Here is a 24,702-nt window from a genome sequence, read left to right as displayed (position 1 = left end):
GTATTTGAGATAAGAGTATTTTATTTTACTCTTGTTAATCCTATGTTTTCTGGTGCATGGAGTACCATTGGGAATTTTTCGATCTTCACAGAGCTACTGTCTAATCCAAAGGCTCTTTCTTCAGACAAACTTAGTTTTTTAATGAAGAAATACGAATTCATAACTAATTTTTCATGCCACAATAAATCGCTATCGTTAGATAAGAATTTTTCAGATAGTACAAATTTGAAGTCTCCAAGAATATTGTTTTTGTTCAATGATTCGTAACGGCTGGTGATATCTACCTCGCCTTTTTTTACCATATCTTTCAATACTTCGCGGAACATCAAATTGATTTTAGTTGGTTCTCTAAATCCTAAGTTGAAATCAACACGATACAAGTCGTCTTTTAATATCTCCGTTACTTTGTATTCTGTTTTGTAAGGTTCGGTTAAGATATTTACGTGAACAAACCAATAGATATCAGCTCTTTTGGGTCTTTTTTGAAGAATAGAATACATTACTTTTTCTTCAATTTCATCCACTCTACCAGCATTGGTCATGTATACTAAATGGGTAGCATATTTTGGGATGGACAAATCGGCACTTAATTCACCCAATACTTTTTTGTAATCTTCAATCTTAACAATTTTAGTATATGCTTTGTTAATTTTCTTCGCTAAATACCAAATTGTCATAATAGAAATCAGTAGCATAGCTATAAAAAGTGTCACATAGCCGCCCTCAGCAAATTTAGTAATATTGGCTGCAAGGAAACTAAATTCAATTACTAAATAAATACTGATTAATGGTACGAAGAAGAACCATTTTACTCTTTTCATAATTAAGTAGTAATTCAATAACAGCGTGGTCATAATCATACAAAGAATGATGGCTAAACCGTAAGCGTGTTCCATATTACTAGATTCTTCGAAGTGTAAAACAATGCCCACACATCCAAAGAATAATAACCAGTTGATTGAAGGAATGTACAATTGCCCTTTTAATTCGGTTGGGTATTTAATTTTGACTTTTGGCCAAAAATTCAAACGCATTGCTTCGTTGATTAAAGTAAACGAGCCACTAATTAAAGCTTGAGAAGCAATTACGGCAGCCAGGGTGGCGACTACAATTCCTATAGGTTGAAACCAATCAGCCATAATTAAATAAAATGGATTTCCATTTTTTCCGCCAAGACTTGCTAATGTTTGCCCTTCGTGGTGAATTAAATAAGCACCTTGTCCAAAGTAGTTCAATACTAAAGCCGTTTTTACAAAAATCCAACTGATTCTAATGTTTTTTCGTCCACAATGTCCCATGTCTGAATACAATGCCTCGGCACCAGTAGTACATAGAAATACAAAACCAAGTACAAAAAAACCATCAGGATGTATTGATAATAATCGGTAAGCGTAATATGGATTTAAAGCATTTAATACTTCTATATGTTTGAATATTTGGATACCTCCTAAAACAGCTAACATAGTAAACCAAATGAGCATCATTGGTGCAAAAAATTTCCCTACAAGTTTAGTTCCAAATTGTTGGATTGTGAAGAGAACAAATAAGATTCCAATTACTATTGGTATGGTATTAATTTCAGGATAAAAGGTTCTAACTCCTTCAACGGCAGATGAAACAGAGATAGGAGGGGTAATAATTCCGTCAGCGAGTAATGCACTTCCTCCAATGATAGCAGGTACGATGAGCCATCGTATTTTGGTTTTTTTAACTAATGCATATAAAGCAAAAATCCCCCCTTCTCCATGGTTATCAGCACTTAAAGTGATGAGGACGTATTTAATTGTAGTTTGTAGAGTTAGTGTCCAAAAAACACAAGAGATTCCTCCTAAAACAATGTCGGCATTTATAATATGGTCACCAAGAATGGCTTTCATTACGTACAAGGGAGAGGTTCCAATGTCACCATAAATAATTCCTAAAGAAACTAATAGACCGCCAAGTGTTAATTTACTATGAAGATCTTTGTGCGCTACGCTCATGATATTTAATTAAAAAGTGGGCAAATTTACTCTTTTTAAATATATTAGGATAAAAAATAATAAAAAAACACGGAAGCCGATTCCGTGTTTTTAATGATTCTAAGTTTAAGGTTAATTTCTTCGAAAATTTTCTCTGGAGTTTCTGTTGTTTTCTCTCATTGATGGAGTGGAAACATATTGTGTGTTATTTCGGTTAATTTCCACTTCTTTCATTTCGAAAGGTTTATTTTCGATATTATCTCGTCTATAATTTTCGTTTTTGATTCTATTTCTATTACTTCCATTATTTCTTTCTTCGTGACTGTATTCATTTGAATCTCTTAGGTTTCCATTATACGTTGATTCACGATGATTCGATTCGTACACTGGTTGATTTGAATTATTATAATTGTATCGTTGATTGTTGTACTTTGTTTTATAAGTATCTTCTGTATAATGATTTCTTCTATAATTTTGGGAATTATTATGATAGTTGTTCAAACTATAACTATGGCTTGAATGGTATTTATAATATGGGCGTGAATTCCAAGAATAATAGTGTTTAGGATAGTAATTCCATCTCCAATTAGAGTAATAGGGACGATAATTTGAATTCCAAAACAAACTTAATAGTATAGGGGTTCTATAGTAAACGGGGTTGTAAATGTAATTAGCTCCATATAAATTTCTATTTCCAATAATTTGTATGTTAACAGAATTATAGTTGTTTTTTTCTACATTTATTGTAGCTACATCTTGATATACATCACGGTCAATAACGGCCTGAATTAAAATGAGGTGGTTTCTGTTTTCAACAGATTCTACAACTCTTAAATAATCAACTTGATTATCATTATTCAAGTCTAAATTAGATAGTTGAAGTTTAGGATCATTCAAATGCATTTCAAAATCTTCCAAATTTCGAGCTTCTCCAAATAGTGACGAAACTGCTCTTAAATCTAAATTAGCGCTAATTTCGGTGTTCATTGTATTTATTTGGTATCTATTTTGTGCTTGTATTTGAGTCACAATAAAAGTTCCAATTACGGTCCAAAAGAATAGTTTAGTTTTCATAATAAGTCGATTTAAGATTACATTTGATAACTTTCCAATTACTGTGCCAATAAATAAAAGAACACTATGCCTACATTTTAATTAATTGTATTTTAGCATTTTAAATCCTGTTTTTTATGAAGAAAATAATCCTTTTTATTGTAGTTAGTATTCTTTTATGTTCTTGTAAATCAAAAGATAGAATTACTAAAAATTATTTTACATCTGTTGTAATAGATACTTTGTTAGAGGATAAAATCAGTATTCGCGCTTTAGTTTTGGACAATGAAAAGGTGTGGTACGCTGCTGATAAATCTAGATTTGGTTATATTGATTTGAAGCTAAATCAAAAGAAAGAAATTCAAATTCCCAATGAGAAAAATAGTGAGTTTAGAAGTATCGCTCAAACTAATACGTATGTATTTATTTTAAGTGTCGCTAATCCAGCCTTGTTATACCGAATTTCAAAAGAAGATTTGAGTTATGAATTGGTATACCAAGAAAAGCATGAAAAAGTATTTTATGATAGTATGCAATTTTGGAATGATTTAGAAGGGATTGCCGTTGGAGATCCAATAGAAGGATGTTTTTCTGTAATAACAACTCGGGATGGTGGTACTACTTGGCAAAAAACACCTTCGGATCAATTACCTCAATTAGCAGAAGGAGAAGCTGCTTTTGCCGCTAGCAATACTAACATTGTAATCAAGGAGAATAGTACTTGGCTTGTGTCTGGAGGAAAAAGTGCCCGAGTATTCTTCTCTGATGATAAAGGAAAAAGTTGGTCAGTGAATGAAACACCAATGGTACAAGGAAAACAGATGACCGGAATTTTTACAGCTGATTTTTATGATTCAAAAGTAGGATTTATCTCTGGAGGAAATTATGAGGTTTTGACTCAAAATTTTGATAATAAAGCTGTAACTCGAGATGGAGGAAAAAGATGGCAATTGGTTGCGCAAAATCAAGGTTTTGGGTACGCTTCTTGTGTGCAATATATTCCGAAAAGTAAAGGCAAAGAATTAGTCAGTGTTGGTGCTTCAGGTTTATTTTATTCTAATGATGGAGGTAATAGTTGGAAACAATTCAGTACTGACGGAAGTTTATATACCATTCGTTTTTTAAATGCTTCAACTGCAATTGCAGCAGGTAAAAATAAATTGATTCGTATTCGATTTAAAAAATAAGGCCATTCCTATTGGAATGGCCTTGGAGATACTTTTATAAAATTATTCTTTTCTCTGTCCTTTGTTTCGGTATTGCATTAATAGTTTTCTATTAAAGTCTTCTTCTGATTTTTTAAGCCGAATAATTTTAGAAGCGGGTAAAATTCCTTTTAAATTCCCGATAAATTTTTTGCGAAGCACGAATATTTCTTCTTCATTGTTTTCAATTTGGTTCAGCAGAGTACTAGCTTCTTTTTCTGACATTTTATCTTTACCTTCTTTGTATTTTTTAATAAAAGATCTCATTTTTAAATGCTTCAATTCAAATTCTTTTTCTTCAAAAGTATTATAGATAGGCCAAAATTTCTCTGCTTCGGTACTGTTTAAATCTAATTCTGTAGTCAAAAAAGCTATTTTCATAGTTTTGATTTGCTCTCTTTTTTCTTTCATATTATCTCCTTGCGCATAGAAGTTGAATGAAGTAAGCAATAGTAGTACAATTATTATTTTAAGAGGCTTCATAGTTTTGTTTTTATAAATATATTATTCCGTAATAAGTCTTTCCAAATCTGAATTAGTTGTTAAAATGTCTTCAATAGTCTCGTCTTTTAATTGAATTGCAGACTCCATTTTAGTAAGGTCTTCCTCATCTAATTCGCTAATTAGTTCATATTGATTGATATCAGTTTGATACGCTAAATGATTTTCTAAAGTAGTAGTATCTAATTCTTCTGAATTTCTCGATAATTGATTATAAATAGGAATCAACAATCCAATAACCAAAACAGCAGCTACTGCAAATAACAGGTTTTTTCTTCTTTGAAAAAGAGGAATAACGGTGCTTTTTTCTTCGGGTAATTGAGAAAGTACTTTTTTAGAAAAATCATCAAAGTATTGTTCTGGAACTATAAATCCAGTTTCAATTTTTGGTTCGTTTTCTAATTTAAATGTTTTCATAACAATGGTTTGACTAAAGAGAGTTTAAAAGGTTTAATTTGAGGTAACGTAAGCTTCTATTTTTTTTACAGCATGATGATAAGAAGCCTTTAGCGCTCCAACCGAGGTGTCTAAAATATCAGCGATTTCTTCATATTTTAATTCTTCAAAATATTTCATTTTGAAGACTAATTGTTGTTTGGTAGGCAATAATGCAATTGCTTTTTGTAATTTGATTTGAATTTCATTTCCATCAAAATAGACATCTGCTTTTAAATTGTCAATCGTTTTGTTTTGTAATTCTTCGGTTGAAGTTTTATTTTTTTGTGCTTTTTGTTTGATAAAAGTTAACGATTCATTAGTGGCTATTCGGTACATCCAAGAAAAGAGTTTGCTATCTCCTTTGAAGTTTTTTAGATTTTGAAATACTTTTATAAATGTATTTTGTAATACATCGTCCGTGTCATCATGGTTTAATACAATGTTTCGAATATGATGATAGAGCGGTTTTTGATACGTAAGCAAGAGTTTTTGAAACGCCTCATTTTGCGTCTTAGGATGTAATAATTCTTGAATAAATTCCTTTTCTTCTTGCAAGATTTTTGTTTAACTGATTAGAATACAATTTGTCCAAAAGGTTTAATCCAAAGATTAAATTTCAGATGAATTTGTATCTGCTTCTGGATTTGAGATTTCTTCAGTTGCGGGAACTATTTTAGGAGTTGCTTTTTTTTGTTTTACAGGAAAGTAAATTTCGGTTTTCCATTTGGAAGGATTTTTGATGTCTGATTTACTTATTGTATACACCTCTAAATGAGAAAATTTAGAATCGGGAGTAATTACTTTTTGATTAATATACGATTTTGATTTTTTCAAAGCCTCTTCCATATGTGAATAATCTCCATAAAGTGAAGTTTTTATGGCGTTAAAAGATTCCAATTCATCTGCTAATATATCGCTACCATCACTAGTCATAATTGCTTCCTTAATAGGAATACAAAGCGAAATTTTAGCTAATCCACTTTTTTCATCATACGTATGGTAGATAATGAATGGTTTACCGTTGAGTTCAATACTGTTTTGTTCACAAAAAGCAATAATTTTAGGAAATACAATTCGAGTGTTCTTTACAATAGAACTAATTTTACTTGTAAAACTTTGTTTTAAATAAGGGGTCCCTAATTTTTGGACTAATCCATTTACTTTTATTTTGAAAGTATTGATTTCGTAATCCAAACTTCGGTCTAAGTTTGCTAAACTTTTTTCAAATAAACTACCTATTATTCTATTTGCTCCACCATGTAAAGCTGTGTAAATTTTATAAGAGAAACTCATTTCTCCTTTAGATTTTAAGGTCACTTTTGTACCACCTAAAGTATCTTTGAATATCCAAGTAGTGTTAAATTCGGAACCATCCAAATCCATTTTTTGTGTGATACTATCATTTTCTTTTACTGAGAAAGTTTGAACAATTCCATTTCCCTCTGTACCTTCCCATGTAGATTTAGCACCTTTACCAATGGTAGTTTTAGAAAAACGTATTTTTATTGTAGTATCTTCCACCATAAAAGCCATAAAATCGCCCCAGTTTTGGTAATCATTCACATAATTGTAAAGGTTTGATTTTGACGTGTGGATTATTTTACTTTTTTCAATAGCAAAATGTCCTTTTTGCGTTGCTATAAAAACAGAAAAAGAAACAAAACTGAGTAAAAGTAAAAGGAAGATGTATTTTAAGATTTTCATGTTGGGTATAAATTGGGTTTCTTAGGTAAAGTTAGTTTTTTTATCTCAAAATAACAGCAAGGATAAAAAAGAAACTAACGTTTAAAGAAAATCTTGATTACAAACAGTAATCCTATAAATAGTAAGAAACCTAACAATATCTTATAGTTTCCTTTGTAAAAGAGTTGGTGCAACTTAGCGTCTTTTCTGTAGGCAAAAACCATTGCGATTACAAAGGCTATAAAGAAAAGGAGTCCGAAGATTAATTGTCCTGTACTAAACATGTATTGAAAATTTTACAGCAAATTTAGTCAATTGTTCAAGAATAGTTATTAATTTTCCGATTCATTTAATGAATTAAATTATGCAAAAACAAATTAAAGCGGTGAAGGAATTTCATACCGCATTCCGAATAGGACATAGTGAATCTCCGATTGCCGATTTGGGTGAAACCAAAAAGCAACTTCGATACAATTTAATGAAAGAAGAAAATGAAGAGTATTTGGAGGCTGTTTTGAATAATGATCTAGTTGAAATTGCGGATGCTTTAGGGGATATGATGTATATTCTTTGTGGTACTATTATAGAACATGGTTTACAACATAAAATCGAAGAAGTGTTTGACGAAATTCAACGTTCCAACATGAGTAAACTAGGGGAGGATGGAAATCCTATTTATCGTGAAGATGGAAAAGTAATGAAAGGTCCCAACTATTTTAAACCTGATTTTTCTAAAATTTTAGGAGAATAACACCTGTCAATTTAGCATATAAAAAAAGCGATTTTCATTTGAAAATCGCTTTTTTTATTTTGTTTTAATTAAACTTTAACAGTCCAACCAAAAGTATCTTCGGCTAATTTATTTTGAATATTAGTTAATTTCAATTTCAAATCAGCTGCAACTGAATTTTCTAATTTAGGTAATTCGTAGTAATGGTCTTTATAAGAGAATCCAGCAATCGGGCTGATAACTGCAGCAGTTCCTGCGCCAAAAATTTCTTTTAAGCTTCCGCTTTTAGCAGCCTCTACTAATTCATCTACTAATACAGAACGTACTTCAACATTGATGCCTTCTCTCTTAGCTAGATCAATAAGTGTTTTTCTAGTAACTCCATCAAGAATTCTTTCGCTTGTTGGAGCTGTAAATAAAGTATCATTAATTCTAAAGAATACGTTCATTGTTCCGGCTTCTTCTAGTTTGGTATGCGTTGCATCATCTGTCCAAATTACTTGTTGGAACCCTTCTTTGTTCGCCAAATTAGTTGGATAGAATTGTCCAGCATAATTACCAGCCGCTTTTGCAGCTCCGATTCCTCCATTAGCCGCTCTACTATAATGTTCCGCAACAATTACTTTAACTTCGCCTGCATAATACGATTTAACAGGAGATAAGATTATCATGAATTTGTAGTTATCAGAAGGATTGGCAATTACTCCTGTACCAGTTCCAATCATGAAAGGTCTAATGTACATAGAATTTTCATTCCCTTTTTTAATCCAAGCTTGATCAATTTTAAGTAATTCTTTCAATCCGTTCATAAAGATATCTTCAGGAACTTCAGGCATAGCCATTCTGACAGCTGATTTATTGAAACGTTTGTAGTTTTCATCAGGTCTGAATAACCAAATGGCATCTTGTTCATCTTTGTAGGCTTTCATTCCTTCAAAAATGGCTTGTCCATAGTGGAAAACACGTGTAGATGGATCAACTAAAAAAGGAGCGTAAGGCTTAACAGTAGGTGTTTGCCATTCGCCATTTTTAAAATCACATTCAAATAAATGGTCTGTAAAAACAGCTCCAAAACTTAAGTTTTCAAAATCTACTTCATTAATTTTAGAAGTAGCTGCTTTTATAATTTCAATTTTTTTGTTTTGAGTTGCACTCATAATAAAGAATTATGTTTATGATATATCGTAATAAGTAATAGCTTATCACATAAGATTAGGATACTAATATTTAATGATTACAAAATTAAATAAAAATCGCTAATAAACTTATGAAAAAAGTATTAATTATGGCAATTAACTGCGATTTATGCATATTTAAAAATAATCATACAATTAAGGGCGATTTATGGGAATTATATAAAAAATATCAATTTTTTTCGAACGAAACGTTTTTGTTTTAACTAATTTTGGGCATAAAATAAAACGGCTTAGGCAGTATTCACTTCAAAAAATATTCATTGGAAAGAGAAATTATTCAAACTCTTGATGGTTCAACGACAATTCATCTCAAAGAATGGGATGAGTGTTACCATTCAAAACACGGGGCAATTCAAGAAGCGCAACATGTTTTTATTCAGAATGGACTTTCTCTATTTCCAAATCAATCTGTTTCCATTTTAGAAATCGGGTTTGGAACAGGCTTGAATGCTTTTATCACTTTTTTAGAATCTCAAAAATTAAATCAATCGATCAATTATGTCGGAGTAGAAGCGTATCCTGTAAACGCTTCCGAAGTTTTTGCAATGAATTATGTAGATGAATTGAATGCCGTTCCACAAAAAGCTATTTTTGAAAGAATGCACGAAAGTAAATGGAATGAGAAAGTAGTATTAAATACTGATTTTGAGTTAACTAAGCGGAAGCAGTTTTTTGATGAAATTGAAGACTCTGAACAATTTGATTTGATTTATTTTGATGCTTTTGGCTACAGAGTACAGCCTGAATTATGGAGTACTGCCATTTTTCAAAAAATGTATACTGCACTTCGACCTGGAGGTAAATTAGTGACCTATGCTGCGCGCGGCGTGGTGAAAAGAAGTATGATAGAAGTAGGATTTACAGTTGAGAAATTACCTGGACCACCAGGTAAAAGAGAAATGTTTAGAGCCAGTAAAGGTTAGATGACTAATTTGATTTTGGATAAAATAAATTTACTTAAAACTTCGTTAAATAGTATAATTCACATTTTATATTGATGTAAATTTATAATATATAAAATTAGAAGTTTAACCCAAAATTGAATTCATTATGACAAAAGTAATGCTTGACTACACCAAATCTATTCTAGAAAGAGTCAGTTTTGATCCCGCACTTTTTTACAAAGAATTACAAAAAGCAATTAAAACTTTGTTGCCCTACGAAATGGAACAATTGAGAGAATGGCTATTTAATTTCACCCACGAAAAACCAGAATTAAAACCGTGTTTATTGGTAATTAGTCCGTAAGTAAAATTTCGTGTTTTCTATATTATTTCTTTTGGATAGGGCTAATAATCTCAACATTTTGAAAAACAATAGCTCCTTTTATTACCCCAGCAATACTGCTTCGCAAGGCATCAATAATATGAATTTTTAGCTCGCTTTTTGGGAAAATCAAACTTACTTCACGCGCGGGTTTTGGTTCTTTGAAATGACGTAATTTACTTTTGTCAGAATCCTTAAGATCTAAAGTGTGCAAATAAGGAAGTAGGGTAGTACCTAAACCTTCATCAGCTAACTTGATAAGCGTTTCAAAACTACCGCTTTCGATTTGAAAATGATTGATTTCATTACGACTATTGTTTTTACAGAGGTTTAAAATACCGTCTCTAAAACAATGTCCGTCTTGTAACAAAAGAATTTCATCTAAATTTAAATCTGCCACTTCAATTTCTTGCTTTTGATAATCTTGATGACTTTCAGGAATGTAAGCTACAAACGGTTCAAAATACAATACGATTTCTTTTATTTTTTCTTCCTCTAAAGGAGTAGCAGCAATGGCTGCATCCAAATGACCGTTATTTAATTTGGTAATAATTTCATCGGTATTTAGCTCCTCAATGATGAGTTTTACTTTTGGATATTTTTTTATAAAATTATTTAAGAACATTGGTAGTAAAGTAGGCATAATCGTTGGAATGATTCCCAATCTAAATTCGCCACCAACAAATCCTTTTTGTTGTTCTACAATATCTTGGATTCTGTCGGCTTCATTAACGATGTTTTTTGCCTGATTGACTATTTTTTGACCAATATCAGTAAGTTGAATTGGTTTTTTGGTTCGATCAAATATTTGAATGTTAAGTTCTTCTTCAATTTTTTGAATTTGCATACTTAATGTAGGTTGTGTAACAAAACATTTATCAGCAGCTAATGTGAAATTTTTGTGTTCAGCAACAGCCAAAACATATTTTAGTTGGGTAATAGTCATAAGTATAGTCAATTTTGATGTAAATATAAAAACAATCAATTTAATTTATTGTTTTAAAAATACTTTTCTCATCAATAGCATAAAAAAATATAATACTAACAAATAACTTTTTAAATATGAAAACAAATAAAATAGGATTACCCGTAAAAGAATCAGAGTTGATTGTTTTAGAATTGAATGTATTGTTAGCTAATTTTCAAGTGTATTACCAGAATTTAAGAGGGTTACATTGGAATATAAGAGGGAGACGATTTTTTGATTTACACCTAAAATTTGAAGAGTTATACAATGATTCACAGTTAAAAGTAGATGTAATTGCAGAACGTGTTTTAACTTTAGGAGGAAGGCCGCTACATACTTTTGATGATTATTTGCAATTTAATCAATTAGAGATTGGGAAGGATATATCCAATGATGAAAAAGCGATTCATTTGATTGTTAATTCGTTAGCTCAGCTACTAAAGATTGAACGTAAAATTGCGGCTAATTCATCCGAAATTAATGATGAAGGGACTAATTCAATGATGAGTGCCTTTATTGCAGAACAAGAAAAAACGATTTGGATGTTACAAGCTTGGCTGGAAGAAGAATTGTAACATAATTAGTAAAGTTGTGATATGAAAAATAAAATAGTAAATGATTTTTTTTAGTGACTAAAAGAAATTAATTTTAGATTACTTTTGACTTCACTAAGACTTTTATTTATGAGTAACGATTTTTACAAAAAGATATTAGATAATAATAAAAAATGGGTAGAGACTTCTTTGGCTCTTGATCCTGATTATTTCCAGAATTTAGCTGAAAGACAAACTCCTCCATTATTATGGATTGGATGTTCGGATAGTAGAGTTCCTGCTAATGAAATTGTAGGAGCTAAACCTGGAGAAGTATTTGTGCATAGAAATATTGCTAATATGGTAATCCACTCTGATATGAATATGTTGAGTGTATTGGATTATGCTGTCAATGTTTTGAAAGTAAAACACATTATAGTTTGTGGGCATTATGGTTGTGGAGGTGTTCAAGCGGCAATGAACAATCAATCAATTGGAATTATTGATAACTGGATTAGGCATATAAAAGATATATATCGTTTGCATAAAACGTATCTTGATGGTATCGAAAATGAGACCGAACGATTTAATGCTTTTGTAGAAGTAAATGTAAAAGAGCAGGTTTTTGATTTGGCTAAAACATCAATAGTGCAATCGGCTTGGAAAGCGGGACAGGAATTAACGCTTCACGGCTGGGCTTACGGACTTAATTCAGGATTTGTAACCGACTTAGATGTTAACTTTAGTTCGGATGTCGATTTGGATGAAGTGTACCAATTAAAATTTTAATATAAACTGCTTTCGGGCAGTTTTTTTATACTTACTCCTCAATGTCTAAATTCTCATTGAATGCAGATGGAAGTAAGGTAGGAATAAACTTAATTAATATTGGCAACAATAAACTCCCTCCAGGTAAGAGAAAAATAGTTAAAGATGGGATTGTTTTACAAATATCTAATAATTGTTTTTTAATTTTTTTCTTTTCTTTTTCATCCAAGTCTCTGCTAGTAGAATAAGCTAATAATACCATTAGCTCTTTGCTTTGGACTATTTCCTTAACTAAACGAGTTCTGTTTCGTGCAATTAGAGTTACGACACTTTGGGTAGTTTGATCGTAAAAATGTTTGACAGGATTGGAATAATTAAAGTACGGAATCTCTTTTTTATGTTTGAATATAAAATTATTCGTATCGTTGATGCTCTGTTTTACAAATTCGTCTGATACAGAAAGTGTTTCGGCTAATTGATATAAAAAATAGGCTTCGTTGTTTTCCAGAATTCCATCATTCCACAACGCCATTCCAGCAATATCAATAAGGTATTTTTTTTCTAATTCATTGGTAAAATAATCCAATTGCAACGTTTCTAAACTTAAATCAGCATTTTTAGAAAACTTACTATAACGAATTGAAGCTTCAAAAAGTTTGATTAACAAATCGTCATATTGCGATTTATTGGTTTTTATCTTTAAAGCTAGTGTGACAATGTTGACAATAGTTTCTTCTATTTTTTTGAGGTATTTTTCTGGAATTGTTCCGTGAATTAAATATTGGCGAAAGGCCAAAACATCAATGAACAAAAGTGCATTAGTTACCAGATGAGAAAAGTTTTTACTGATAATGTTTTCGTTGGTTTGAACGCGTTCATCAATAAATTTCTCCAGGGTAAGCGAAGGACTATTTTTCGGGAGTAGTTTTTTAAATAAATTGAATTCTTTGGGATGCATTTCATTATAAAAAGACACTGTCTCTACAATGAATTCATTCCAATTCAGTTGTTGTTTCGTTAAGACATAAACTCCTAATAGGCTGTTGAATAAAGCGACTTTTGATACTTCCTCTTTGAACCAACCTTTAATTGGAATCGCTGATTTTGTGTCAAGCGAAATTATATGTCCATAGATGAAACCAGTCTTTCTTAAAGTATCATAGAAAGAGTCACTTTCGGTGACCAATTCCATTTCTGAAATTTTTTGTTCACTGAAAAATTTATCTATCCAACCGGGTACCGAAGGGTTTATCATTAACTTAATTTAAAAATACAAAGCTATGTTTTTTTCTTATTCCAAAGATGAAATTAAAATTAAAAAACCGTTTCGTAAAATGATACAAAACGGTTTTAAATAAGAATTAAATGGTTGTTATTTTATGATAGAAGAACAAGCCACTCGAGCTCCTGAATTTCCTGTTGGTTGTGTTGTAAAGTCATCAGCGCCTTGGTGTACAATCAATCCTTTGCCTAAAATGTCTTTGGTTTGATCTCCACAACCAATGCACCATTCGTCTGTAGTTAAAGTGATAGTACCATTTCCATTTTCATCGGCGGTGAAATTTCCAATATCTCCCTTGTGGTATTCTCCTTCTCCCCATTTACCGTGTTTTTTAAAGGTTGGGTTCCAATGTCCGCCTGCTGAACTCCCATCTGCGGCTGAACAATCTGATTTTTCGTGGATGTGAATGGCATGAATACCTGGTTTTAACCCCGATATTTTAGCTTCAAAGGTAACTTTGCCATTTTTTTCTACAAAAGTCGCTGTTCCAGATACTGTACTATTACTTTTAGGTTCAAAATTTAAAAGTAATTTTTTAGTGTCGTTGGAGTTGGCGGTTTTGCAACCGATAATTACACCGATAATAACTATAATTGATAAGACTATTTTTTTCATTTTTTTCTATTTTAATTTGCATAAAGTTACACATATTAGCAGAAGTAAAGATTAAAGTTTTCTTAAAATATAAAAACCGCTCTGAATACAATCCAGAAACGGTTTTTAAAACAAATTAAATCTAACTAAAAACTATCTTTCTACTTAAAAGCAATATTTATTTTCGGCAACCAATTTTGCTGTAATAGTTTCTCTAAGTGCTACTACATTAGGTATATTAGCATATTTGGTAAAACGACGTAATCCCATTAACATCATGCGCTGCTCATCACCTTCAGCAAAAGAAACAATGCCTTCTTTTCCTTTTTGTGTTACAATATCAACAGCTTGATATAAATACAATCTAGCCATAGCAATTTGTTCTTGAACATTTGTTTCACCTTGTTTTTTGGCTAATTTTTCAGTTCGTAGAACCGTACTTTCAGCCATATAAATTTCAATTAGCATATCGGCAGCAGCCATTAATAATTGTTGGTGCGCTTCTAGGTCAGCTCCAAACTTTTGAACTGCTCCCCCTGCAACCATTAAAAAGGCTTTTTTCAATTTGCCAATCATTTCTTTTTCTTCAGAAAATAATTCAGAATAATCAGGGGTATCAAAAGAAGGTATTCCCATTAATTCTTCTTGTACTTTCATAGCAGGGCCTAATAAATCTACCTGACCTTTCATGGCTTTTTTGATTAACATCCCAACAGAAAGCATTCGGTTAATTTCGTTAGTACCTTCATAAATTCTGGCAATTCGAGCATCTCTCCAAGCCGATTCCATTGGAGTATCTTCAGAGAATCCCATTCCACCATACACTTGAATACCTTCGTCTGCGCAATGTTGAACGTCTTCAGAAACGGCCACTTTAAGAATAGAACATTCAATAGCAAATTCTTCAACCCCTTTTAATTCGGCCTCTTGATGTGAAGTTCCTTCGGCAACGCGAACATTGATTCTATCTTCAATAGATTTAGCTGCACGATATGTGGCGCTTTCTCCCGCATAAGTAGAAGTGGCCATTTCAGCTAATTTGGCACGAATAGCACCAAAACTAGCAATTGGTGTGTTGAATTGGATTCGGTCATTTGCATAATGAATGGCATTAGAAGTAACACGACGTTGTGCGTCTAAACAAGCGGCTGCTAATTTAATACGTCCCACATTCAAAGCATTCATAGCTATTTTGAATCCATTTCCTCTTTCAGACAACATGTTTTCAACTGGCACTTTAGTTTCGTTAAAAAACACTTGACGAGTAGACGAAGCACGAATTCCTAATTTGTGTTCTTCTTCTCCAAAAGAGATTCCGTTGTCTTTTGTGTTTTCCAAAATGAATCCTGTGATGTTTTTATCGTCTTCAATTCGGGCAAAAACAATAAAAAGGGAACAAAATCCGGCATTAGAAATCCACATTTTTTGTCCCGTAATTTTATAATGCGTTCCATCTTCTGATAAAACTGCTTTTGTTTTCCCTGAGTTGGCGTCACTTCCAGCACCTGGTTCGGTTAAGCAATACGCTCCAAACCATTCTCCAGAGGCTAATTTAGGAACGTATTTTTGTTTTTGTTCTTCGGTTCCGTATAAGGTTATTGGCATGGTTCCAATTCCTGTATGTGCGCCAAAAGCTGTTGAAAACGAACCTGTTGCTCCTGAGATATAATCGCAAACCAAACACGTATCCACAAATCCCATTCCCATTCCGCCGTAAGCTTCAGGAACAGCAATGCTCAAGAAGCCCATTTCGCCCGCTTTGCGCATAGTTTCTTCGGTCAAGGCATAATCTTTCTTTTCAAAACGGTCTTTGTTTGGCCAAATTTCTTTGTCTACGAATTCTTTTACCGAATCACGCATCATCAATTGTTCTTCAGAAAAATCTTCGGGTGTGAATATATCTTCACATTTCGTTTCTTTTACAAGGAATTGTCCTCCTCTAGTGATATCTTCCATATTAGCCCCCTAACCCCCGAAGGGGGAATACCTACTAGGGGTAAGTAGGTTTTTAATTTTACAAAATATTTAATTTATAATTTTACTATACAAAGTGGATTCACAATTTAAATTCCCCCTTTGGGGGTTAGGGGGCTTACATCAATTCATAAATACCTGCAGAACCTTGACCTGTTCCTACACACATACTTACGATTCCGTATTTGCTACCTCGTCTTTTCATTTCATCAAACAATTGCACAGACAATTTAGCTCCTGTACAACCCAGTGGGTGTCCCAAAGCAATAGCGCCACCATTCACGTTTACGATTTCAGGATTTAAACCCAATTCTCGAACTACGGCTAAGGATTGTGAAGCAAAGGCTTCGTTTAGCTCAATTAAATCAATATCGTTTAAAGTTAATCCCGCTTGTTTTAGGGCTTTCGGAATGGCTTTTACAGGGCCAATTCCCATAATTCTTGGCTCTACACCAGCAGAGGCATAGTTGACTAATCGAGCAATTGGCGTAACGCCTAATTCTTTTACCATTTCTTCACTCATGATTAGAACAAAAGCGGCTCCATCACTCATTTGAGAGGAGTTTCCAGCCGTGACACTTCCATCAGCTGAAAAAACAGGTTTTAAATTACCTAAAGCAGCTAAGTTTGTATCGGCTCTAGGCCCTTCATCTTTCGATACGGTATAGGTTTTAGTTTCTTTTTTACCGTTCTCGTTTATAAATGTTTGTTCAACATTGATAGGAACTATTTGTTTGTCAAATTTTCCTTCAGCTTGAGCTTTTAATGCTTTTTGGTGTGAGTTGAAAGCAAATTCATCTTGGTCTTCACGAGAAATAGCGTATTGTTTAGCAACGGCTTCAGCCGTCAATCCCATACCCCAATAGTAGTCTTCATTTCCTGCAGCTGCTACGGCATAATCAGGAGTTGGTTTGTAACCTCCCATCGGAATAAATGACATACTTTCAGCACCACCCGCAATAATACAATCGGCCATGCCACTTTGAATTTTGGCTGTAGCCATTCCAATAGTTTCCAATCCTGAGGCACAATATCTATTGACAGTTACACCAGGAACATCGGTCACTTTTAATCCCATTAACGAAATTAATCGACCTACGTTCAATCCTTGTTCGGCTTCTGGCATAGCATTACCTACCATCACATCATCAATTCGTGTTTTATCGAAATCAGGCAACTCATTCATCATAAATTGAATTGTTTCTGCCGCTAATTCATCAGGTCTTTTGAATCGGAATACGCCTTTTGGAGCTTTACCAACGGCAGTTCTGTACGCTTTTACTATATATGCTGTTTTCATATTATTTGTATTAAGATTGGAGTATTAAGTATTAAGATTCCAAACGTTATTTTAAATTTTCTTTTAGAGATTTTTGGAATGAAAAACTCATGTTACTAATTTCAACTAATTGATTTATAATTGGCTGAATTATTTCTTCACTGACCAAATTCAATCGTTTTGCTAATATTAGTTGTGTAATAAGTTCAAAAGTCGAACCATTGGCAATTCCTAAAAATTGAATAAATTCTTTATTCGAATTTCTGCCTGAACCTTCTGCTATATTTGAAGGAATAGAAACGGCACATTTCTTAATTTGATGAATTAGATTGAATCTCTCATCATTTGGAAGTAAAAGAGAAACTTTATATACTTCAACAGCTACATCCATTGCTTTTTGCCAAATTTTTAATTTTTCAAAATTATGCATAGGTCTTAATACTTAATTCTTATTATTTTATACTAATTTCTCAACGGTTTTCCTTTGGTTAACATGAACTGTATTCTTTCCAAGGTTTTTCGTTCTGTACATAAACTTAGGAAAGCCTCACGCTCAATATCTAATAAGTATTGTTCGCTTACCAAAGTGGGTTCAGATAAATCACCACCCGCCATTACATACGCTAATTTGTTGGCAATTTTTTGATCGTGTTCTGAGATGTATTTTCCAGCTTGCATTTGGTCTGTTCCCACTAAGAACATTCCCAACGCTTGTTTTCCAAGCACTTTAACGTCTTTTCGTTGCATTGGTTGCGTATAACCTTGTTCTGCCATTTGTAAGGCGATTTGTTTTGCTGTTGCAATTTGACGGTCTTTATTGACAACAACGATATCTTTACCTTTTTGTAAAACACCTAAATCAAACGCTTCGTAGGCTGATGTAGCTACTTTTGCCATTCCAATGGTTAGGAAATATTCTTGTAAAACATTCAATTCAACATCGTTTTTGTGGAATAAATCTGAAGCGCGCAATGTCATTTCTTTAGAACCACCACCACCTGGAATGACACCAACTCCAAATTCCACTAACCCAATATAGGTTTCTGCCGCAGCAACCACTCGGTCGGCGTGCATGGTCATCTCGCAACCACCTCCCAAAGTCATTCCGTGAGGAGCCACAATTACAGGAGTTGCTGAATAACGCACTCGCATCATAGTGTCTTGGAATAGTTTAATCGCCATGTTCAATTCATCATATTCTTGCTCCACTGCCATCATAAAAATCATTCCGATATTGGCACCCACAGAGAAATTAGCGCCTTGATTTCCAATAACCAAACCGTTGTATTCTTTTTCAGACAAGTCAATCGCTTTATTAATAGCTTGCAAAACATCGCCACCAATCGTATTCATTTTGGACTGAAATTCTAGATTTAAAATTCCGTCACCCAAATCTTGAATCACAGCACCGCTATTACTCCACACTTTTTTGCTTTCGCGAATGTTATTTAGAATGATAAAGGCGTCTTGTCCAGGAACTTTAGTTTGTGATTTTGATGGAATATTGTAATAATAAGTAGCTCCTTCTTTTACAGAATAAAAACTAGTACTTCCTGAAGCAAGCATTTCGTTTACCCAAGTTGCTGGTTCATACCCTTCGGCTTTCATTAATTCGATTCCGTTTGCTACACCAATGGCATCCCAAATTTCGAATGGACCATTTTCCCATCCAAAACCAGCTTTCATGGCATCGTCAATTTTGTAGAAATCATCTGAAATTTCAGGAATTCGATTAGAGCAATAGGCGAACATGGCAGCGAAATTTTTTCTGTAAAATTCACCTGCTTTGTCTTTTCCTTTGACTAAAACTTTGAAACGGTCAATCGGTTTGTCGATCGTTTTGGTTAATTCCAAAGTTGCAAAAGACGCTTTTTTAGCCGCTCTGTATTCAAGTGTGTTCAAATCTAAAGATAGAATCTCTTTTCCTTCTTTTTTATAAAAACCTTGTCCGGTTTTGCTCCCTAACCAATTATTTTCCATCATTTTGGAAATAAAATCAGGAAGTTGAAACAATTCGTGTGCTTCGTCGTTGGGACAATTTTCATATAATCCGTTGGCAACATGTACCAAAGTATCTAATCCTACCACATCTACCGTTCTAAACGTAGCCGATTTTGGTCGACCAATAACAGGTCCCGTTAATTTATCTACTTCTTCAATGGTTAATCCCATTTCTTTCACCAAATGGAACAAACTTTGGATACCAAAAATTCCAATTCGATTCCCAATGAACGCTGGCGTATCTTTGGCAACAACCGAAGTTTTACCTAGAAATTTCGAACCATATTCGGTTAAAAAATCCAACACTTCTGAATTAGTTTTAGGTCCAGGAATGATTTCGAATAATTTTAGATAACGTGCTGGGTTAAAAAAGTGTGTTCCACAAAAATGAGCTTGAAAGTCCTCTGAACGTCCTTCACTCATAAACTGAATTGGAATCCCAGAGGTGTTGGAAGTAACCAAAGTTCCTGGTTTTCTGAACTTGTCAATTTGCTCAAAAACTAATTTTTTGATATCTAAACGTTCTACAACTACTTCAATAATCCAATCGCAAGAAGCAATTTTAGATAGGTCATCAGTGGTATTTCCCGTTGTAATTCGGTTGGCGAATTTGGGATGATAAATAGGAGAGGGTTTTGATTTTAAGGCATTCGCCAAATGATCGTTCACCATTCGGTTGCGAACTACTTTGCTTTCTAAAGTCAATCCCTTTTTTTCTTCTGCTTCGGTCAAGGTGTTAGGAACAATGTCTAAAAGTAACACTTCTAAACCAATGTTAGCCAAATGGCACGCAATTCCGGAGCCCATAATACCAGAACCTACAACCGCTACTTTTTTAATGATTCGTTTCATCGCTTATTGTATCCGTTTGATTAAATATATTTTTATCTTGAATTAATTCGTTGATGGTTTCTGCCACTTCCATAAAGTGTTGAAGCTTTTCGTCTGAAACATGTTGTTTGACCGTGTCATTAAATTTTAAAACAGTATTCTTAGAAAGTTCTCGTTTTTCTTTGCCTAACTCGGTAAGATAAATCAAAACACCACGGCCATCAAATGGATTTTTTTTGCGGATAATTAATCCTTTTTCTTCCATTGATTTTAATGTTCGAGTAAGGCTTGTGGCTTCCATTCCCATTTTAGGACCTAAAGTAGTTGAAGGAGTACCTTTTTCTTTGTCAATGCTTAGCAATACAAAACCTGTTGCCATGGTAGCTCCGTATTTGGCCGCTTCTTCATTGTACATTCTGGATACCGCCTGCCAAGTAGCGCGGAGAATGTAATCTATTGTTTTATCTTTCATAATGCATCACTATATCGATTTCAAATATAAGAAATAAATACTATGCACGCATAATAAAAAATATTTTTTTAAAGTTTTTAAGAAAAAAACAACTCCTTTTTACTGAATTTAGAAAAAAGGAGTCGTGCGTATTGAGCAAATAAGTTATTTAACTGTAAATTTTATGGAAAAGATCAAGGTATTTTTCCATTACAATTTTTCGCTTTAATTTAAGTGTAGGAGTAAGGTGCCCTGCTTCGATAGACCAAACATCAGGAGTTAATTCAAATCGTTTGATTTTTTCCCAATTTCCAAATTTCTCATTTAATTTATCTACTTCTTCTTGAATGCGTTCAATTACCTTTAGATTAGCAACGATTTCTTCGTTAGTAGTTCCAATAGCAATTTTATGAAGCTTAGCCCATTCTTTTATAAAATCAAAATTAGGTTGTATGAAAGCTGCAGGCATTTTTTGTCCATCACCAATGACCATAATTTGTTCAATAAAACGGGATTGTTTCATTGTGTTTTCAATTAATTGAGGTGCAATGTATTTTCCGCCAGAGGTTTTGAACATTTCTTTTTTACGGTCTGTAATTCTCAGAAATCCATCTGAATCAAATTCGCCAATGTCTCCTGTGTGGAAATAATTATCAATTAGTACTTCTTCAGTAAGTTTTTCATCTTTGTAATAGCCCATCATTACATTAGGACCTTTGCATAAGATTTCGCCATCTTCGGCAATTTTCACGGTTACTCCGTCTATAACTTTACCTACAGTTCCCACTCTGAATCCGTAATTTCTCATATCGTTTACTGAAATCACAGGCGAGGTTTCGGTCAATCCATAGCCTTCCATTACAGGGATTTCTGCCGCAGCAAATACGCGTGCTAATCGGGTTTGTAAAGCGGCACTTCCAGAAACCATTAAGTCTAAGTTACCTCCTAAACCTTCTTTCCATTTGCTGAAAATTAATTTACGAGCTATTTTAAGCTGGAATTTGTACCAAGCTCCATTGGCGCCGTAAGGTTCATAGCGTAATCCTAAATCAATGGCCCAAAAGAAGAGTTTCTTTTTAATTCCGGTTAATTGAGTTCCTTTTGCATAGATGCTGTCGTATACTTTTTCAAGTAATCTTGGAACTGCCGACATCACATTGGGTTTTACCTCTTTGATATTGTCGCTGATTTTGTCAATGGATTCACCAAAGTAAATGGAAACGCCATAATATTGGTACAAATACAAAATCATTCGCTCGAAGATATGACAAACAGGAAGGAAGCTTAAGGCGCGACTTTTTCCTTTTTCAAAAGGAATTCGGGGCGCGCTATTAATTACATTGGAAACAATATTTCTGTGCGATAGCATTACGCCTTTGGGTCTTCCTGTGGTTCCAGAAGTATAAATAATAGTCGCTAAATCATCTGAAGTAACTTGATTTTTTCTGGCTTCGACTTCATTTTGATTGTTTTTGTCCTGACCTAATTCCAATAATTCACTCCAATGCTTGCAACCTTCAATTGGGTTGAATGAATAGACTTGTTTTAAAGTAGGGACTTTTGATTTGATGGCATTTACTTTGCGTAACACTTCTTCGTCAGAAACAAAGCAATACATAGATTCAGAGTGATTTAAGATGTATTCGTAATCTTCTTCTGAAATGGTTGGATAGATAGGAATGGTTTGGGCACCGGTTTGTAATATACCAATGTCAACAATATTCCATTCGGTTCTATTATTAGTCGAAATGATCGCAATTTTATCGTTTTTTTGAACTCCCATTTGTACCAAAGCTCTGGATATCGCATTGGCTTTGGCAATATATTCTTCAGTAGATGTTTTGATCCATTTTCCATCTTGTTTGGTAACCAAAGCATCCGAAATATTGAAGTTTTCTTGCTGGTAGTAAGGGAAGTCAAAAAGTCTTGTAATTGAAACCATTTAGTATAAATTTTATGCAAATTAATTAATTTATGCGGATTCACAATATTTATTTAAAATTTAAAATTGTTGCAGGCAAATGTCTAATTTTGTCGATATAATTTTTTAATATAGTAGATGAACCGTTTTCCGAGATTTGATGAGTATAAAGTGTTATTTTACAGAATTTTACTTGCTTATCTATTTTATTTTATTGCCCGAATTTTATTCTTTGTTTACAACAGAAATTTAATTCAAATTGATGGTATAGCTGATATTGGAGCAATGTGTTACCACGGTTTAGCTTTTGATACTGCTTCTATTCTATACTTGAATATTTTATTTATTGTTTTTTCAATTATACCACTACGTATTAATCATAGCAGCCGCTATCAAAAAATTTTGCTGTATTTGTATTTTGTGCCTAATTTATTAGGATACGCTACAAATTTTGTAGATTTTATTTACTATCGTTTTAATTTTGGAAGATCGACTATTGCGGCATTAGACTCCTTGAAGCACGAGAGTAATAAGTTCTTGTTGTTGATTAATTTTGTAGTTAATTATTGGCACGTTTTTGTGTTGTTTTTCAGCGTTTCTTATTTATGGATTTATCTTTATAGAAAAGTATCTATTCAGTATGTTAAACACCATCCAGGTGTTGCTTATTTTGGCACTTCTTTTTTTAGCTTTTTAATTATTTCTACACTGATCATTGGAGGTATTCGTGGTGATTTCAAAAAGAGTACCCGCCCAATTAATTTGATCGATGCTAGTCGTGATGTTAAAAATGTTTCTCAAGCCGATGTGGTTTTGAATACTCCTTTTGCTTTGATAAGAACAATGTTCAGCAATAATTTCAAAAAAATGAATTTTGTTGACAAAGCTACTATTGACAACTTTGTACAACCAATAAAGTATTATAAAAATAATCCGAAATCGAAACTTAATGTGGTTATTTTTATTTTAGAAAGTAATGCTAAAGAATATTTTGGTTCGTTTAACAAAGATTCCAAGATTTCCAATTATAAAGGATATACGCCTTTTGTAGATTCACTAGCACAACATAGTTTGATTTTTACTAATGCGTATGCTAATGGTTATAAATCCATTCATGCTATGTCATCAGTTTTGGCAGGAATCCCTTCATTCAAAGATGCCTTTACATCTTCGCCTTATCCGAAACAGAAAACAGAATCCTTAGTTTCAACTTTGAAGAGTGAGGGATATTCTACATCTTTTTTTCATGGTGCGCCAAATGGTTCTATGGGATTTTTAGGATATGCTAATATTTTAGGATTTGATCATTATTACGGAAAAAACGAATATAATAATGATGCCGATTTTGATGGTGTTTGGGGAATTTGGGACGAACCTTTTTTTCAATATTTTAATACTACAATAAGTAAAGAAAAACAGCCATTTATGACAACATTGTTTTCAGTGACTTCTCATGAACCCTATCAAGTTCCCGAAAAGTATAAAAACAAATTTCCCAAAGGGGATGTTAATATTCATCAATGCATTGGCTATACTGATTTTGCGTTGAAACAATTTTTCGCTTCTGCCAAAAAGGAAACATGGTTTAATAATACCATTTTTGTTTTTGTAGGAGATCATGGAAATACTATTTTCTATGATGAGTATAAGAAAGAAATGAATAAGAATACTGTTGCTATGATGATTTATAAGCCCAATTCTAATTTAGTTGGAGAACATAAAGAGTATGCACAACAAATAGATTTATACCCCACTATTTTGGATTTGATAGGCTATAATAAACCATTTAGAAGTTGGGGTAGAAGTCTTATTGGTGATAAAGTAGTTCAGCCATTTGTTATACGTTATTCGGCTAATTTGTACCAATTTATGAGTGGCAATTATATCTGTACATTTGATGGTAATAAAGTGATTGGTTTCTATGCCAAAAACGATAAAGATTTAAAACGTAATTTAATTACTAAAAGAAATGCCGAAATGGATTTAATTGAATTAAAATGTAAAGCCTATCTGCAAGATTATATGGCAAGAGTGATGGATAGAAAGTTAGGAGAACATTCTCGATAGA

At 33.0% G+C, this 24,702-nt stretch carries 24 protein-coding genes; 7 read left to right on the top strand and 17 right to left on the bottom strand.

Translation table 11 applies throughout. From position 1 onward, the window contains the following. Positions 1–20 precede the first annotated feature (20 nt). Both Q0L65_RS08610 and Q0L65_RS08605 read right to left on the bottom strand, forming a co-directional pair. Positions 21–1,982, bottom strand: a complete 1,962-nt coding sequence (locus tag Q0L65_RS08610) for a KUP/HAK/KT family potassium transporter (RefSeq protein ID WP_296685325.1) — start codon at positions 1,980–1,982, stop codon at positions 21–23. A gap of 111 nt (positions 1,983–2,093) precedes the next feature. Next, positions 2,094–3,035, bottom strand: a complete 942-nt coding sequence (locus tag Q0L65_RS08605) for a hypothetical protein (RefSeq protein WP_296685323.1) — start codon at positions 3,033–3,035, stop codon at positions 2,094–2,096. A 116-nt stretch (positions 3,036–3,151) separates the two neighbouring features. Between Q0L65_RS08605 and Q0L65_RS08600 the strand changes: the two genes are divergently transcribed. Beyond that, positions 3,152–4,201, top strand: coding sequence for an oxidoreductase (locus Q0L65_RS08600; protein WP_296685321.1), 1,050 nt, complete (start codon positions 3,152–3,154; stop codon positions 4,199–4,201). A 42-nt stretch (positions 4,202–4,243) separates the two neighbouring features. On the opposite strand, the gene Q0L65_RS08595 is transcribed toward Q0L65_RS08600, so the two are convergent. The 5 genes from Q0L65_RS08595 to Q0L65_RS08575 all read right to left on the bottom strand — a co-directional run bounded on the left by Q0L65_RS08595 (position 4,244) and on the right by Q0L65_RS08575 (position 7,125). Further along, a complete protein-coding gene (locus Q0L65_RS08595; RefSeq protein WP_296685320.1) occupies positions 4,244–4,702 on the bottom strand; it encodes a sensor of ECF-type sigma factor in 459 nt (152 codons plus the stop codon). A gap of 21 nt (positions 4,703–4,723) precedes the next feature. Continuing rightward, the gene (locus Q0L65_RS08590) at positions 4,724–5,137 is read right to left on the bottom strand and encodes a hypothetical protein (RefSeq protein ID WP_296685317.1); all 414 of its coding nucleotides are present in this window, start codon (positions 5,135–5,137) and stop codon (positions 4,724–4,726) included. 33 nt (positions 5,138–5,170) lie between these two features. Continuing rightward, positions 5,171–5,713 carry a sigma-70 family RNA polymerase sigma factor gene (locus tag Q0L65_RS08585; protein ID WP_296685314.1) on the bottom strand — a complete coding sequence of 181 codons (543 nt, stop codon included), beginning with the start codon at positions 5,711–5,713 and terminating at the stop codon, positions 5,171–5,173. A gap of 54 nt (positions 5,714–5,767) precedes the next feature. After that, positions 5,768–6,862, bottom strand: a complete 1,095-nt coding sequence (locus Q0L65_RS08580; RefSeq protein ID WP_296685312.1) for a transcriptional regulator — start codon at positions 6,860–6,862, stop codon at positions 5,768–5,770. A gap of 74 nt (positions 6,863–6,936) precedes the next feature. Beyond that, on the bottom strand, positions 6,937–7,125 hold the full coding sequence (locus Q0L65_RS08575) for a hypothetical protein (RefSeq protein ID WP_296685310.1): 189 nt from the start codon (positions 7,123–7,125) through the stop codon (positions 6,937–6,939). A gap of 80 nt (positions 7,126–7,205) precedes the next feature. Here Q0L65_RS08575 and Q0L65_RS08570 point away from each other — a divergent pair, with 80 nt between their 5' ends. Then, positions 7,206–7,592: a nucleoside triphosphate pyrophosphohydrolase family protein gene (locus Q0L65_RS08570; protein ID WP_296685307.1), complete on the top strand. Its 387-nt coding sequence runs from the start codon at positions 7,206–7,208 to the stop codon at positions 7,590–7,592. A gap of 68 nt (positions 7,593–7,660) precedes the next feature. Here Q0L65_RS08570 and Q0L65_RS08565 read toward each other — a convergent pair whose 3' ends face one another. Further along, a complete protein-coding gene (locus tag Q0L65_RS08565; protein ID WP_296685305.1) occupies positions 7,661–8,728 on the bottom strand; it encodes a branched-chain amino acid aminotransferase in 1,068 nt (355 codons plus the stop codon). 299 nt (positions 8,729–9,027) lie between these two features. Here Q0L65_RS08565 and mnmD point away from each other — a divergent pair, with 299 nt between their 5' ends. Then, a complete protein-coding gene (gene mnmD, locus Q0L65_RS08560; RefSeq protein ID WP_296685304.1) occupies positions 9,028–9,690 on the top strand; it encodes a tRNA (5-methylaminomethyl-2-thiouridine)(34)-methyltransferase MnmD in 663 nt (220 codons plus the stop codon). A 127-nt stretch (positions 9,691–9,817) separates the two neighbouring features. Further along, the gene (locus Q0L65_RS08555) at positions 9,818–10,015 is read left to right on the top strand and encodes a hypothetical protein (protein ID WP_296685302.1); all 198 of its coding nucleotides are present in this window, start codon (positions 9,818–9,820) and stop codon (positions 10,013–10,015) included. Positions 10,016–10,037: 22 nt separating this feature from the next. Here Q0L65_RS08555 and Q0L65_RS08550 read toward each other — a convergent pair whose 3' ends face one another. Further along, a complete protein-coding gene (locus tag Q0L65_RS08550; RefSeq protein ID WP_296685300.1) occupies positions 10,038–10,979 on the bottom strand; it encodes a LysR substrate-binding domain-containing protein in 942 nt (313 codons plus the stop codon). Between the two features lie 116 nt (positions 10,980–11,095). Here Q0L65_RS08550 and Q0L65_RS08545 point away from each other — a divergent pair, with 116 nt between their 5' ends. Both Q0L65_RS08545 and can read left to right on the top strand, forming a co-directional pair. Beyond that, positions 11,096–11,575, top strand: coding sequence for a Dps family protein (locus Q0L65_RS08545; RefSeq protein ID WP_296685299.1), 480 nt, complete (start codon positions 11,096–11,098; stop codon positions 11,573–11,575). Between the two features lie 108 nt (positions 11,576–11,683). After that, positions 11,684–12,322 carry a carbonate dehydratase gene (gene can, locus Q0L65_RS08540; protein ID WP_296685295.1) on the top strand — a complete coding sequence of 213 codons (639 nt, stop codon included), beginning with the start codon at positions 11,684–11,686 and terminating at the stop codon, positions 12,320–12,322. Positions 12,323–12,353: 31 nt separating this feature from the next. Here the strand turns inward: can and Q0L65_RS08535 are convergent, their stop codons facing one another. The 8 genes from Q0L65_RS08535 to Q0L65_RS08500 all read right to left on the bottom strand — a co-directional run bounded on the left by Q0L65_RS08535 (position 12,354) and on the right by Q0L65_RS08500 (position 22,655). Continuing rightward, positions 12,354–13,556 carry an LETM1-related biofilm-associated protein gene (locus Q0L65_RS08535; protein WP_296685294.1) on the bottom strand — a complete coding sequence of 401 codons (1,203 nt, stop codon included), beginning with the start codon at positions 13,554–13,556 and terminating at the stop codon, positions 12,354–12,356. Between the two features lie 117 nt (positions 13,557–13,673). Further along, positions 13,674–14,198 (bottom strand): superoxide dismutase family protein, encoded by a 525-nt coding sequence (locus Q0L65_RS08530; protein ID WP_296685292.1) that lies wholly within the window; start codon positions 14,196–14,198, stop codon positions 13,674–13,676. Positions 14,199–14,342: 144 nt separating this feature from the next. Beyond that, positions 14,343–16,133: an acyl-CoA dehydrogenase family protein gene (locus Q0L65_RS08525; RefSeq protein WP_296685291.1), complete on the bottom strand. Its 1,791-nt coding sequence runs from the start codon at positions 16,131–16,133 to the stop codon at positions 14,343–14,345. A gap of 136 nt (positions 16,134–16,269) precedes the next feature. Beyond that, positions 16,270–17,451, bottom strand: coding sequence for an acetyl-CoA C-acyltransferase (locus tag Q0L65_RS08520; RefSeq protein ID WP_296685289.1), 1,182 nt, complete (start codon positions 17,449–17,451; stop codon positions 16,270–16,272). Positions 17,452–17,497: 46 nt separating this feature from the next. After that, the gene (locus Q0L65_RS08515) at positions 17,498–17,860 is read right to left on the bottom strand and encodes a four helix bundle protein (protein WP_296685288.1); all 363 of its coding nucleotides are present in this window, start codon (positions 17,858–17,860) and stop codon (positions 17,498–17,500) included. A gap of 32 nt (positions 17,861–17,892) precedes the next feature. Further along, the gene (locus Q0L65_RS08510) at positions 17,893–20,283 is read right to left on the bottom strand and encodes a 3-hydroxyacyl-CoA dehydrogenase/enoyl-CoA hydratase family protein (RefSeq protein WP_296685286.1); all 2,391 of its coding nucleotides are present in this window, start codon (positions 20,281–20,283) and stop codon (positions 17,893–17,895) included. Further along, positions 20,267–20,734 carry a MarR family transcriptional regulator gene (locus tag Q0L65_RS08505; protein WP_296685285.1) on the bottom strand — a complete coding sequence of 156 codons (468 nt, stop codon included), beginning with the start codon at positions 20,732–20,734 and terminating at the stop codon, positions 20,267–20,269. The genes Q0L65_RS08510 and Q0L65_RS08505 overlap by 17 nt, the downstream gene beginning before the upstream one ends. Before the next feature lie 148 nt (positions 20,735–20,882). Further along, a complete protein-coding gene (locus Q0L65_RS08500; RefSeq protein ID WP_296685283.1) occupies positions 20,883–22,655 on the bottom strand; it encodes a long-chain fatty acid--CoA ligase in 1,773 nt (590 codons plus the stop codon). Between the two features lie 117 nt (positions 22,656–22,772). Here Q0L65_RS08500 and Q0L65_RS08495 point away from each other — a divergent pair, with 117 nt between their 5' ends. Next, positions 22,773–24,701 (top strand): alkaline phosphatase family protein, encoded by a 1,929-nt coding sequence (locus tag Q0L65_RS08495; protein ID WP_296685282.1) that lies wholly within the window; start codon positions 22,773–22,775, stop codon positions 24,699–24,701. Position 24,702 lies beyond the last annotated feature (1 nt).

It is taken from the genome of Flavobacterium sp. (assembly GCF_024642105.1).
Classification (GTDB): domain Bacteria; phylum Bacteroidota; class Bacteroidia; order Flavobacteriales; family Flavobacteriaceae; genus Flavobacterium.
Note: the sequence above shows the minus strand (reverse complement) of the source record. Positions and strands in the feature narration are given on the sequence as shown.

Coding starts and splice junctions, on each gene's coding strand:
- Q0L65_RS08590 (WP_296685317.1), bottom strand. CDS start 5,137: ATGAAAACATTTAAATTAGAAAACGAACCAAAAATTGAAACTGGATTT.
- Q0L65_RS08555 (WP_296685302.1), top strand. CDS start 9,818: ATGACAAAAGTAATGCTTGACTACACCAAATCTATTCTAGAAAGAGTC.
- Q0L65_RS08515 (WP_296685288.1), bottom strand. CDS start 17,860: ATGCATAATTTTGAAAAATTAAAAATTTGGCAAAAAGCAATGGATGTA.
- Q0L65_RS08575 (WP_296685310.1), bottom strand. CDS start 7,125: ATGTTTAGTACAGGACAATTAATCTTCGGACTCCTTTTCTTTATAGCC.
- Q0L65_RS08505 (WP_296685285.1), bottom strand. CDS start 20,734: ATGAAAGATAAAACAATAGATTACATTCTCCGCGCTACTTGGCAGGCG.
- Q0L65_RS08580 (WP_296685312.1), bottom strand. CDS start 6,862: ATGAAAATCTTAAAATACATCTTCCTTTTACTTTTACTCAGTTTTGTT.
- Q0L65_RS08510 (WP_296685286.1), bottom strand. CDS start 20,283: ATGAAACGAATCATTAAAAAAGTAGCGGTTGTAGGTTCTGGTATTATG.
- Q0L65_RS08520 (WP_296685289.1), bottom strand. CDS start 17,451: ATGAAAACAGCATATATAGTAAAAGCGTACAGAACTGCCGTTGGTAAA.
- Q0L65_RS08525 (WP_296685291.1), bottom strand. CDS start 16,133: ATGGAAGATATCACTAGAGGAGGACAATTCCTTGTAAAAGAAACGAAA.
- Q0L65_RS08545 (WP_296685299.1), top strand. CDS start 11,096: ATGAAAACAAATAAAATAGGATTACCCGTAAAAGAATCAGAGTTGATT.
- Q0L65_RS08530 (WP_296685292.1), bottom strand. CDS start 14,198: ATGAAAAAAATAGTCTTATCAATTATAGTTATTATCGGTGTAATTATC.
- Q0L65_RS08605 (WP_296685323.1), bottom strand. CDS start 3,035: ATGAAAACTAAACTATTCTTTTGGACCGTAATTGGAACTTTTATTGTG.
- can (WP_296685295.1), top strand. CDS start 11,684: ATGAGTAACGATTTTTACAAAAAGATATTAGATAATAATAAAAAATGG.
- Q0L65_RS08600 (WP_296685321.1), top strand. CDS start 3,152: ATGAAGAAAATAATCCTTTTTATTGTAGTTAGTATTCTTTTATGTTCT.
- Q0L65_RS08535 (WP_296685294.1), bottom strand. CDS start 13,556: ATGATAAACCCTTCGGTACCCGGTTGGATAGATAAATTTTTCAGTGAA.
- Q0L65_RS08565 (WP_296685305.1), bottom strand. CDS start 8,728: ATGAGTGCAACTCAAAACAAAAAAATTGAAATTATAAAAGCAGCTACT.
- Q0L65_RS08550 (WP_296685300.1), bottom strand. CDS start 10,979: ATGACTATTACCCAACTAAAATATGTTTTGGCTGTTGCTGAACACAAA.
- Q0L65_RS08610 (WP_296685325.1), bottom strand. CDS start 1,982: ATGAGCGTAGCGCACAAAGATCTTCATAGTAAATTAACACTTGGCGGT.
- Q0L65_RS08495 (WP_296685282.1), top strand. CDS start 22,773: ATGAACCGTTTTCCGAGATTTGATGAGTATAAAGTGTTATTTTACAGA.
- Q0L65_RS08595 (WP_296685320.1), bottom strand. CDS start 4,702: ATGAAGCCTCTTAAAATAATAATTGTACTACTATTGCTTACTTCATTC.
- Q0L65_RS08570 (WP_296685307.1), top strand. CDS start 7,206: ATGCAAAAACAAATTAAAGCGGTGAAGGAATTTCATACCGCATTCCGA.
- Q0L65_RS08500 (WP_296685283.1), bottom strand. CDS start 22,655: ATGGTTTCAATTACAAGACTTTTTGACTTCCCTTACTACCAGCAAGAA.